This is a genomic window from Streptomyces sp. NBC_00094 (genome assembly GCF_026343125.1).
Lineage (GTDB): Bacteria > Actinomycetota > Actinomycetes > Streptomycetales > Streptomycetaceae > Streptomyces.
Window position 1 is genome coordinate 2,560,057 of the sequence record NZ_JAPEMB010000001.1, and the last position, 11,677, is coordinate 2,571,733.

9 protein-coding genes are annotated in these 11,677 nt (G+C 70.4%); 4 read left to right on the plus strand and 5 right to left on the minus strand.

What is annotated here, in order from left to right; translation table 11 throughout:
* Window positions 1–1,049 precede the first annotated feature (1,049 nt).
* Window positions 1,050–2,654 carry a SulP family inorganic anion transporter gene (locus tag OG580_RS11010; protein ID WP_267043478.1) on the plus strand — a complete coding sequence of 535 codons (1,605 nt, stop codon included), beginning with the start codon at window positions 1,050–1,052 and terminating at the stop codon, window positions 2,652–2,654.
* Between the two features lie 56 nt (window positions 2,655–2,710).
* On the opposite strand, the gene OG580_RS11015 is transcribed toward OG580_RS11010, so the two are convergent.
* Together OG580_RS11015 and OG580_RS11020 are read right to left on the minus strand one after the other, a co-directional pair.
* A complete protein-coding gene (locus tag OG580_RS11015) occupies window positions 2,711–3,973 on the minus strand; it encodes a DUF2254 family protein (protein ID WP_267043479.1) in 1,263 nt (420 codons plus the stop codon).
* A gap of 118 nt (window positions 3,974–4,091) precedes the next feature.
* A complete protein-coding gene (locus OG580_RS11020; RefSeq protein WP_267043480.1) occupies window positions 4,092–5,054 on the minus strand; it encodes a formylglycine-generating enzyme family protein in 963 nt (320 codons plus the stop codon).
* A 171-nt stretch (window positions 5,055–5,225) separates the two neighbouring features.
* On the opposite strand from OG580_RS11020, the gene OG580_RS11025 reads away from it, so the two are divergent.
* Together OG580_RS11025 and OG580_RS11030 are read left to right on the plus strand one after the other, a co-directional pair.
* Window positions 5,226–7,604, plus strand: coding sequence for an arylsulfatase (locus OG580_RS11025; RefSeq protein WP_267043481.1), 2,379 nt, complete (start codon window positions 5,226–5,228; stop codon window positions 7,602–7,604).
* Window positions 7,605–7,697: 93 nt separating this feature from the next.
* Window positions 7,698–8,093: an SHOCT domain-containing protein gene (locus OG580_RS11030; RefSeq protein ID WP_267043482.1), complete on the plus strand. Its 396-nt coding sequence runs from the start codon at window positions 7,698–7,700 to the stop codon at window positions 8,091–8,093.
* A 78-nt stretch (window positions 8,094–8,171) separates the two neighbouring features.
* On the opposite strand, the gene OG580_RS11035 is transcribed toward OG580_RS11030, so the two are convergent.
* The 3 genes from OG580_RS11035 to OG580_RS11045 are packed head-to-tail and all read right to left on the minus strand — an operon-like array spanning window position 8,172 to window position 10,727.
* Window positions 8,172–8,639, minus strand: a complete 468-nt coding sequence (locus OG580_RS11035) for an SHOCT domain-containing protein (RefSeq protein WP_323182560.1) — start codon at window positions 8,637–8,639, stop codon at window positions 8,172–8,174.
* On the minus strand, window positions 8,545–8,982 hold the full coding sequence (locus OG580_RS11040) for a DUF6325 family protein (RefSeq protein ID WP_267043483.1): 438 nt from the start codon (window positions 8,980–8,982) through the stop codon (window positions 8,545–8,547). Before OG580_RS11040 ends, OG580_RS11035 begins: the two co-directional genes overlap by 95 nt.
* Window positions 8,983–8,984: 2 nt before the next feature.
* Window positions 8,985–10,727 carry a SulP family inorganic anion transporter gene (locus OG580_RS11045; protein WP_267043484.1) on the minus strand — a complete coding sequence of 581 codons (1,743 nt, stop codon included), beginning with the start codon at window positions 10,725–10,727 and terminating at the stop codon, window positions 8,985–8,987.
* A gap of 202 nt (window positions 10,728–10,929) precedes the next feature.
* On the opposite strand from OG580_RS11045, the gene OG580_RS11050 reads away from it, so the two are divergent.
* Complete coding sequence (locus OG580_RS11050) at window positions 10,930–11,511, plus strand: potassium channel family protein (protein ID WP_267043485.1); 582 nt, start codon at window positions 10,930–10,932, stop codon at window positions 11,509–11,511.
* Window positions 11,512–11,677: the final 166 nt, after the last annotated feature.

The window sequence follows — 11,677 nt, forward strand, 5'->3', positions numbered from 1 at the left end:
GGAACGGGGCACTGCGCACTCCCAGTACATCCGTCGATCCCGGTACAGAACGGCGATCGGTCCAGCACGAGTTCGACCTCACCGCCTTCGCCAGCGGAGTTAACGACCGGCTACGCCGGTGCTCGCATCCAAGGATCTCTGGGGGTGGCGACCAGAGCGCAGATATTCGGCGCACTGTGTGGTGTGTCACACGTAGGAGCCGTGGGATCGCCATGGGATCATCGTCGTGACCTCCAGAACCGGCTCCACCTAAAACCCCAGGTCAAAAAGCCAGGGGCCCGGCGAGACGGGCCGGGGATGCCCGTTTCGCCTCACCGATGAGAGGCGATCGCTGCACGCGAGAACACCCCTCCAGGGGCGTTTCCGCAGGTCAGAACGTTTTTCTTCGGTGGGGCGGGTGGGACTCGAACCCATTTCGGTGACGCGTCTCACCTGCGACGATGCAAAAGGGCCGGACATTTCTATCCGTTTCCATCCGGCTGTATCCCCCTCGATCCTGCTCGATCGAGGGACCGTGCAGCGTTCGCTGCACCGCTTCCTCTGCGCCCCGGCACTTCTAGCGCACCCGCGGAGCTTGGGAAGACTGTACCCAGCAGCACCCCCGGATCACTGCCCAGGTTGCACGAGCTCCCCCACGCTCTGGCCTACGCTCGCCCCCGTGAGCAGTTACGTTGCGTAGTGCCACGGCCGTGGGCTCGGGCGTCCACCCGTTGGCGATGAGGGCGCCCTTGCCCCCGCTGTCTGCTGCGGAGCGACCGGGTCGAAGGCCGTACATTCACGGACCCCTCCGCGCGCCTGCCCGAGCTGCTCGGCAGATCCTCGCCGGCCCCGGCGAGGCCACCCTGGCCGCCGCTCTCATCGACAGCACAGGCCCGCCCCAGGCGGCCAGAGGACCCGTCCCTCCACCGGTCCCCGCAGGGTTGGCCGTGGGGACACCCTTCCCGGGTGCCCGGTCGGCCGTCCCCCGCATGCCGATCCGCCGCGACGGTGGTTGAGTCGAGGGGATCCGTATCGGTCGGACGGCCTGGGAGGGGTGAAGAGGCGTGCCCATGACGCTGCCTCGGGTGCGGCTGTTCGGCGGGTACGCCGAGCTGACCCGGCGGAATCTGCCGCGCGAGGTCGGCGCCGGTGTCACGCTTACCGCGCTCGCCGTGCCGCTGAACATCGGATACGCCCAGATCGCGGGCCTGCCGCCGGCCGCCGGGCTGTACGCGCTGATCCTGCCGGCGGTGCTGTTCGCCCTGTTGTCGACGTCACGTCAGCTGGTCGCGGCCCCCGACGCCGCCGCGGCCGCCCTGGTGGCGTCGTCGCTCGGCGGGCTCGCGGCGGCCGGGAGCGGCGGCTATCTGGCGCTGGCGGCGGCGCAGGCGCTGATCGGGGCGTTGTTCTTCGTCGTGTTCTGGTTCTTCAAGCTCGGGTTCGTCGCCGACTTCCTCTCCGAGGCCGTGCTCATCGGCTTCGTGGGCGGTCTCGCGCTGGAGATCATGCTCAGCCAGGCGAAGAAGATGACCGGGGTGAAGACCGACGCCGAGGAGTTCTTCAAGGAGCTGTGGCAGTTCGTCACCCGCCTCGACCAGACCCACGGCTGGACCCTGCTCCTCGCCGCCGGGACGGTCGCCGTCGTCCTGCTCGGTCGCCGTCTCGCCCCCGCGATCCCGTGGGCGCTCGTCGCCATCGTCGCCGCCACCCTCGCCGTCGTCCTCGGGGACCTGGACACCCACGGGGTCGCGGTCCTCGGCAAGGTCGAGGGCGGGCTGCCCGCCTTCCGGTGGCCCGCCGTCCCCGACAACAACTGGGTCTCCCTCATGCCCAGCGCCCTCGCGCTGACCCTCGTCGCGCTCGCCGAGGGCCTGCTCCTCGCCCGTCAGATGGCCCAGCGCGGCGGCTACCCCGTCGACGCCAACCAGGAGCTGCTGGCCTTCGGCGCCGCGAACGTCGCCGCGGGCGTCTCGGGCAGCTTCACGATCGGCTCGTCCGCATCCCGTACGGCCGCCATGGACCAGGGCGGCTCCCGCACCCAGCTCCCCGCGCTCGTGACCGCGGTGCTCACCGGACTGCTGCTGCTCTTCGGTACGGGGCTGCTGGAGAAGATCCCGGACGCCGCGCTCGGTGCCGTCGTCGCCGTCGCCGTGGCGCCGATCATCGGCGTCGGGCAGCTCCGCACGCTCTGGACCGTGCGCCGCGCGGAGTTCCTGATCGCCACCGTGTGCATGGTGGCCGTGCTCCTCCTCGGCCCGATCCAGGGCGTGATCATCGCCTTCCTCATGACGGCCGTCGACTTCATGCGCCGCGCGGCCAGCCCGCACACCAAGAAGGTCCCCGGGCCCGCCGAGACCGATGTAACCCTGCACTTCTCCGCGCCGCTCTTCTTCGCCAACGCGGAGACCTTCCGCGAACGCGTCGAGCAGATCGTGACCGGGAGCGAGCCGCCGCCGCGCCGGATCGTCATCGCCTGCGAAGCGGTCACCGACATCGACTACACCGGTTCCAAGGAACTGCGCGGCACCGTGGAGTGGTGCCGCGACCGGGACGTGCGCGTCGCGCTGACCGACGTCAACGGCGATCTGCGGGCACTGTTGGGGACGTACGGGCTGCTGTCCGTCGTCGAGATCGTCCCGCCGTCGCCGGAATCGGAGCCGGACCTCCTGCTGTAGGGCGTCGGTCCGGGCCCGGGCCCGGACCCTGGCCGACGCCGCGCTCGTAGCGCCTCCTACGAGGCGTGGCCGGTCGCCTCCCACACCCGCGGGTAGCGCTCGGAGACGCTCTCCTCGACCCACGCCAGGCGGGATTCCAGGATCGGACGCCGGTCGACCGGGCAGGCCTCCAGGACGCGGCGGATCAGCCGGTGGACACGGAGCAGGGCCATCGGCGAGCCCTGGGCGGCGACCACTACGTCGTCGAGGGCGCCGCGTGCGTACTGCTCCCACCCCGGTACGGGGACGACGACCCGCACCACGCCCCCGGTGCCGCTGACCTGGCCCACGTCGAGGTCCTGGGTCGCGAGGCGCAGCAGGGCGTCCTCCAGGTGGTCGAGGGCCTGCACCGCGGTCGCCGGGTCGTTGACGGCGGCCGACAGGGCCCGCAGGGCGATGTCCGCCAGCAGGCGGAAGGCGAGCTCCGGGTCCTGGTCGAAGGTCCGCTCGACGCCGGGGAGCAGGGTGGACAGCGCGATGTCGTCGGGCAGGTCGCCGCCGTGGACGTGGGCGACCGGGCGGTTACGGACCAGCTGGCCGCCCGGGCGCTGGAGGAGCACCACCACGCTGCCGTGCGCGGCCGCCGCCTCGACCAGGCTCGGTACGTCGATCTGCTGGAGCACGGCGCCCGCGTGCGGCCAGAGCACGGCTCTCCCCGTACCGGAGGGGAGGTCGTCCGGGTGGGCCGGCCCGTCGTAGGGCTTGGCATAGAGCACGTCGAACACGTGGTGGGCGTGGGCGGAGATCGCTTCGAGCACGGGGCCGAGCTGGATGGAGCTGAACGCCCTCGCCTGCAGGGCCCTCATGAACGCCAACGAGCACAGCGTCAGGAGGACGGCGAAAACGGGCACGGCCACGGAGACCTGCTCGCGGTTGCCGATGGTCAGGCCCGCGGTGGCACAGAAGACGAAGACGCCCACGGCGAAGGCGAACGTGCGCCAGACGATGGGGTCGTCGCGAAAGAGGCCCAGGCGGGGCGTGAACGTAGTGGCCGCCCACTGGACCACCAGGAAGAGCAGCGAGTAGATGATCGTGATCAGGCTGATCACGCCGAAGCCGATGGTGAACAGCAGGGTGACCACCGGGCCGGATTCGGTCAGCGGGTGCAGCTCGACGGTCGGCATGAGGACACCGGCGACGAGGCCCGCGACCAGGCAGACCAGTTGGGCCGCGCCGAGGCGCAGTGCCCGACGGGGGCGGCGGAAGAGGACACCGGGCGAGCCCGGCTCCGGTTTCCAGTGGGCGTTCGGATGCCGGCCGGGGGCAGTGGGGTCGGCCACGGTGTTCCTCTCCGGAGGGCAGCTCCAGGGCAGGGCCAGGGCAAGTACGTACGGGGCGCGTACGTGCGGGGCGTCTGCGTGCAGGGCGAGTACGTGCAGGACAAGTACAGGACGGAAGCTAGCTCGGGTCGCGCACGACGCAGCGGAAGCCGAGGTGGCAGGTGGCCGTGTCCTCGGCCTGGGGCATCCGGGCGGCGGGGCGGTAGCGGCGGCAGTAGTTCGGCGAGCACAGGAACGAGCCGCCCTTCATCACCCGCCGTGGTGTGGAGAATTCCGCGAGGGCCGGGTCCACGCTGCCCTTCCGGTCGCCGCCGGCCCCGCCCGCCCGCGTACCGCTGCCCGCGCAGCAGCCCGCGCCCTCCACCGGGTGGCGGGCCGCGTAGTAGTCGTGGGTCCACTCCCAGACGTTGCCGATCATGTCGTACAGACCGTGGCCGTTGGCGGGGTAGCTGCCGACCGGGGCGGTGGTGAGCCGGCCGTCCGGGGAGTGGTTGGTGACGGGGAAGTCGCCGTGCCAGGTGTTGGCCATGAGTCTGCCGCCCGGGACGAGTTCGTCGCCCCAGGCGTACTCGGTGCCCTCCGAACCGCCCCGGGCCGCGTACTCCCACTCGGCCTCGGTCGGCAGCTCCTTGCCGGCCCAGGCGGCGTACGCCAGGGCGTCCGCGTAGCCGACGTGGACGGCGGGGTGGTCGCCGAGGCCGTCGATCGAGCTGTCAGGACCGTAGGGGTGGCGCCAGTCGGCGCCGGGGACGAAGGACCACCACTGGTAGGCGTCGGAGAGGTCCACGGGGTGGCCGGGGCTGCGGAAGACCGAGGAGCCGGCGACGAGGAGCTCGGCGGGCGCGCCCGGGTAGTCCTCGGCGCGGGGCGCGATCTCGGCGAGCGTCACGTGGCCGGTCGCCTCGACGAACGCGGCGAACGCGTCGTTCGTGACGGGGTGCGGGTCGATCCAGAAGGCGCCGACGCGCGCGCGGTGGGCGGGCTGCTCGTCGGGGTAGGCGTGGTCGGAGCCCATGGTGAAGTCCCCGCCGGGCAGATGGATCATCCCCGTACGCACATCGGTTGAGGCCTGGTCGAGCATGCGTTCCCCCTGTTCCCTTCGTTTCGCGCGTCCATCACACCAGCGGAGCAGTGGGTTCCCCACTCCGCCACGCGTTGATTCTCCCGGATCGGACAAAAAGTGCATGGTTGTATGGAGCGGGATAGAAAGGGAGGATCTGCTGTCTCGTCCCGACGGGAAGGTCTGTTCCTGATGAGTGAACCTGCGGACGCCACGCCGAAGATCGACTACGTCCCGATCGCGTCGCCCGGCCAGGGTCTTCCCGGCGAGGTGCTGCCCTTCCCCGAGCCGCAGTACGAGCCGATCACCGAGCCGGACTACCGCCGGGTGAATCCGCCGCCCCGTCAGGACATCCGCCCGCCGAAGGGCGCCCCGAACATCGTGATCGTGCTGATGGACCAGCTCGCGTACGCGGATCCGTCCACGTTCGGCGGGCAGATCCGGACGCCCACCCTGGACCGGCTGGCCGAGAACGGCCTGACCTACACCAACTTCCACGTCAACGCCCTGTGTTCGCCCAGCCGCATGGCGCTGCTGACCGGCCGCAATCAGCACCAGTGCAGCACCTCCACCGTCGTGGACACCAGCACGGGCTATCCGAGCGACAGCGGGGTGCGGCCCGAGTCCTGCGCCACCATCGGCCGGGTGCTCGGCAGTTGGGGCTATGTGACCTCGTACTTCGGCAAGTGCCACGAGGTGCCGCCGTACGAGATCAGCATGAGCGGCCCCTTCGACCGCTGGCCGGCGCGCAGCGGCTGGGACAAGTTCTACGGCTACCTCGCCGGCGAGCAGTCCTCGCTGAACCCGAACCTGATCGACGGCACCACGCACATCGGTACGCCGAACGACCCCGAGTACCACTTCAACATCGACGTCACCGACCAGGCCATCGCCTGGATGCGGGGCACCCGCTCCCTCACCCCGGACCGCCCCTTTCTCATGTACTACTCGCAGAGCGCCGGCCACCCGCCGCACACGCCGCCCAAGGAGTGGCTGGAGAAGGACCCGTACAAGGGGAAGTTCGACCAGGGCTGGGACGTGATGCGGGAGGAGATCCTGGCCCGGCAGAAGGCGATGGGCATCGTCGCGCCGGACACCCAGCTCGCGGAGAACCCGCCGTACGTCGGCACGTGGGACACCCTGACGGACGACGAGAAGAAGGTGTTCTCCCGCCAGATGGAGGTCTACGCGGCCCTGGTGGAGAGCGCGGACCGCGAGGTCGGACGACTCGTCGACGCGATCGACGAGATCGGCGAGCTCGACAACACCCTCTTCATCTACATCGCCGGCGACAACGGCGGCTCCTCCATCGGCGAGGAGAACGGCGTGTTCGTGGAGTGGAGCGGCCTCAACGAGGCGCCCGAGGACGTCGACTACCTGCTGAAGCGCCTGGAGGACTACGGCGGGCCGAAGTCCTACCCGAACTACTCGGTCGGCTGGGCCCTGGCCGGGTCCACGCCCGCGACCTGGTGCATCCAGATGGCCCACGCCGGCGGGAACATGGCCGGCATGGTCGTGCACTGGCCCAAGGGCATCAAGCCCAAGGGCGAGAAGCGCCGCCAGTACACCAGCCTCATCGACGTCGTACCGACCGTCCTGGAAGCCGTCGGCATCCCCGAGCCGAAGGTCGTCGCCGGCGTCCCGCAGACCCCCGTCGCGGGCGTGGCGATGAACTACTCCTTCGACGACGGCCAGGCGAAGGAACGTCACACCACCCAGTACAACGAGGTCAGCGGCAACCGCAGCATCTACCACGACGGCTGGCTCGCCGCCGTCGTCCACCGCGCGCCCTGGGAGCACAAGCCGCGCGTGGAACGCTTCGAGGACGACACGTGGGAGCTGTTCCACATGGCCGAGGACTTCGGCCTGGCGAACGACGTGGCCGACCAGTACCCGGAGAAGCTGGAGGAGATGAAGCGGCTGTTCCACGAGGAGGCGCTGAAGTACGGCGTCTACCCTCTCGACGACCGCTCCTTCGAGCGCCTCAACCCCGTCGCCGCGGGTCGCCCCGACCTGATGTGGGGACGTACCGAACTCACGCTGTACCCGGGCATGACGGGGATGACGGAGAACACCTTCATCAACACCAAGGCTGTCTCCTACACGATCACCGCCCAGCTCGACGTCCCCGAGGGCGGCGCGGAGGGCGTGGTCCTCTCCCAGGCCGGCCAGACCGGCGGCTGGAGCCTGTACGTCAAGGACGGCAAACCGAAGTACGTCTACAACTGGCTCGCACGCGAGGAGTACGCGGTCGAGGGCGCGAAGCCCCTGCCCGAGGGCCCGGTGGAGCTGCGCTTCGACTTCGACTACGACGGCGGCGGCCTGCACAAGGGCGCCACCGGCCGGCTGTACGTCAACGGCGACCAGGTCGGCGAAGGCCGCATCGACCGCACCATGGGCGCCATCTACTCCCTCGCGGGCGAGACCGCCGACGTCGGCATGGACGCCTGGTCACCGGTCACGGACGACTACGACCCGTGGGACAACGCCTTCACCGGCACCATCCACAAGATCACGGTCAAGCTCCACGACCCGGCCGAGAAGGCGGGCACGGGGACCTCACCCGCCTGACCCGGCGCCGCGACCGACGGGCGACCGGCCACCCTCCGGGGAGGCCGGTCGCCCTCCGCGCACGTAACGTCCTCATCCGATCGGAGCCCTGCCGTGGACGACTACCCGCTGCTCGACGTCTTCCTGACCATGATGTGGTTCTTCCTCTGGGTCATGTGGATCTTCCTGCTCATCAAGATCTGGATCGACATCTTCCGCGACCACTCGCTGAGCGGCTGGAGCAAGGCGCTCTGGATCGTGCTGGTGCTCGTACTGCCCTTCATCGGCGTCCTCGTCTACCTGATCGTCCGTGGCCGCAGCATGGGCGAGCGCGAGGTCCAGCAGGCGAAGGACCAGCAGGAGGCGTTCCGCCAGTACGTCCAGGAGACGGCAGGTTCGGGAGGCGCCACCAGCCACGCGGACGAACTCTCCAAGCTCGCGGCTCTGAAGGAGCGAGGGGACATCAGCCAGGAGGAGTTCGAGAAGGCGAAGGCCAAGATCCTGGCCTAGCCGAATCTGGCGCGAGGACGGGCGGGCCGCCACTCTCGAGAGTGGCGGCCCGCCCTTCTTTCCCCTCGCCGAGTCCGGTCAGCCGGCCAGGATCCTGGCCTTCTGCGCCTCGAACTCGGCGTCTGTCAGAACGCCCTGCTTCTTCAACGCCGCGAGGCGTTCCAGTTGGTCGAGCGTGTCGTCGGCGGCGGCCGGAGCCGGCGCGGGCGCAGGCGTCTGCGCGACGGCCTGCGGTTGCTGTACGGGCTGTGGCGGCTGCGCGTACAGCTGCTGGTCGGCAGCGGCGGCCGGCTCGGCCTGCGCGGCGAACTTCTGCTCCTGGTGGTGGCGTACGCGCCCGGAGACCGCGGAGGCGGTACCGGCGACGACCGCCGTGCGGGCGATGGCGCCGACCAGGCCCGGCCCTCCACGGTTGAGCGGACCTCCGAAAAGCGGCCTGGTGAAGGACCCTTCAGTTCGCTCGCATGTCGGACCGGGGACCCACGGCGAGCAGCGCCCGCTCGGCCGCCGCGGCGGTGATGCGCTCGTGCACCACGACCTCACCACCCGCGGCGCGGACCGCGTCGGTGACGGGCTTGGCCCACAGGTCCTCCCAGACGAGCAGGGCCGCCGAGCTGCCCGGCGGGACGCTCTCGCCCAGGGTGCGGATGTCGTCCTGGTTGAACAGACCGCTGACCTCGCCATCGACCGGCGCGAAGGAGGCCAGCTCGCCGGGATCGAGATCCTGCAACTCGATGTGCTCGATCGCCCCGCCCTCCGTCCTGCGGATGAACGTCAGATCCAGGATGCGGACCGTCCGGGAGGCGACCACCTCGGCGAGTGCGGGAGCGATCGCACCGGAGAAGCGGCTGCCGGGGAAGGCGAGGACGAGATATTCCACGGGCCCCATGGTCACTGGCCGAATCCTCCCCGTCGCCGGCTCGGCGTCGCTTCCCGGTACGCCGCCACGCCGGCGCGCACGGTGGGGTAGAAGTGCCGCTCGCCCGTCTCTGCGGTGAACCCGGTGTCCTCGAATACTCGGCGCAGGGAGGCTTTGCACCGCGCGAAGGCGAGTACGACGCCCTGCGCGTCCAGGTCGTCCCGTAGTTCGCGCAGGGCGTCGACCGCCGTCGAGTCGATGTACGTGACTGCCTCGGCATTGACCAGAACCCAGCGGACCGGTGTCTCCTGCCCCGCCACCAGCGTCTTCAGGCGTTCGGTGAAGAAGGGGACGTTGGGGAAGTAGAGCGCCGCGTCGAAGCGGTAGACGACGAGGCCGGGCAGGGTCTGCGCGCCCTCGTTCTCCTCGATGTCGCGGTAGCCGTCGATGTCGTCCAGGTGCCCGAGGAGGGCGTCGTGAGGCCGCACGGTCCGGTAGACGAACACGCCGATGGAGAGGGCGACCGCCACCAGGAGTCCATTCAGCACGCCCAGGGCAAGCACCCCGATCAGCGCGCACACCGCCAGGCCCGCTTCAGCGTCGCGGATCCGGCGGAGCCGCAGGATCCCGCCGACGTCGATGAGCTTCAGCGCGGCCGCCACGACCACGACGCCGAGGGCCGCCTTGGGCAGCGGCGCGATGAGCGGAGTCGCGACCGCCGCGATCACACCCACGATCACCGCGGCGACCAGTCCCACGACCTGCGAGCGGCCGCCGGCCGAATCCGACAGGGCGGTCCGCGAGCCGCTCGAACCGATGGGCATGGTGCCGCTCAGCCCGGAGGTGAGGTTCGCCGCGCCGAGGGCCGCAAGCTCCTGGTTGGCGCTCACCTCGTAGCCGTTCTTGGTCGCGAACGTACGCGCGATGGCGTTGCCATCGGCGAAGGCGACGAGCGCCATGCCTGCGGCCGGCAGGACGAGGTCGGGAAGGTCCGCCAGCCGTACGCCGGGCAGGCCCAGCTTCGGCAGTCCGCCGTCGAGGTCACCGACGACGGCGATCCCGCGCCCCTCGAAGTCGAAGGCGACGGAGGCGAGGATCGCGACCACCACCACGACGAGACTGCCCGGGACCTTGGGGGTGAACCGCTGCATGAGCAGGGCCGAGGCGAGGAGCCCGACGCTGAGGAGCAGCGTCGGGAAGTGGACACTGCCGAGGCTCTGGATCACCTTCCACACGGTGGGAAGGAACTCGGTCGACTTGACGGACAGGCCCAGGAGTTTGCCGAGCTGGGTGGAGATGATGATCAGCGAGACGCCGTTGAGGTAGCCGAGGAGCACCGGCTTCGACAGGAAGTCCGCCATGAACCCGAGGCGCAGCGCGGACGCGGCCAGGAGCACGGCCCCCATGACCATCGCGAGTCCGGCGACGAGGACGAGGTAGCGGTCGCCGGATCCGGCGGCGAGTGGCGCCACGGCGGTGGCGGTCAGCGCGGAGAGCGTGCCCTCGGGACCGACGACCAGCTGCCGCGAGGAGCCGAAGAGCGCGTACGCCACGAGAGGCAGCATCGTGGACCACAGCCCGTACACCGGGGGCACACCGGCCAGCTCCGCCATGCCCATGGCCGCGGGCACGGCGACCGCCGCGACCGTGGCGCCCACCGTCGCGTCCTTCTTCCACGACGTCGGCGCCTGCGCCCGGAGCTGCGCCGCTCCGGGCAGGTAGGACCTCCAAGACGTGGGAACCAGTCGACGGACCCGGGACATGGCGTCAGGCATCACGAGCCTCCTCAGCCGCCGCCCGCGCGCGTGCGGCGGGAAGGCTCAGTCCACCGTACGAACGACCGGGCCACTCCGCCCTCCGAGCAGTCGGACGGTCCCCGATCGGCCCCGCCGCCACCCCCTCCGCCAGGACAGCGGCCGGCTCGGCCCCCAGGATGAGGGAAGGACAAGGGCCGGCCGGCGCTGCAAGGGGAGGACCATGCGACGACTCATACCCCGTCCACGCTCCGAGGAGGAGGCCGCGCACTTCCGGGTCTGGGCCCTGGTCCTCTCCGGCCTGACGGTCCTCATCGCCGCCTATTTCACCCTCCCACTGAGCGTCTTCCGCCCCTCGCGCCCCGTCTTCAGCTGGGTCACCTTCGTCGTCATACTGACGATCCTGGCGATCCTGCTGCTCAAGCAGATCCGCTCCGTACTCGTCGACGACCAGTCCGGCCGTCCCGCCCTGGGCATCCCGCTCCTGGTCGGCCTGTCCCTGGTCATCTTCGCCACCGCGTACCTGACGCTTTCGCGGCAGCATGGCGAGTTCGACGGCCTGGCGACCCGCACGGACGCCCTGTACTTCACCGTCATCACCATGTCGACCGTCGGGTACGGAGACGTCGCCCCCACCGGCCAGACGGCACGGCTCGTCGTGACCTTGCAGATCGTCTACAACTTCGTCTTCATCGCCGCGGCCGCGACCGCTTTCACCCAACGCCTCCGCAGCCGGGTCACCGCCCGCATGCGGGCGCGCGGCACCACGCCGGTGCACCCGCCCGACGATCCTGAATCGACGTGATTCACCGTCACCCGCTCGCCTACGGCAGGACCGCTCTTCCCGAGCCGCCGCGCAACGCGGCTCCGGTGCCGCAAGCCGCGCCGATGTGCGGCGCCCCTCGGGGCGAGGCACCCTGGAGGGACCTGACCGGACGCAGGCGCCCGGCCTGCGAGGCTGATCTACCCGC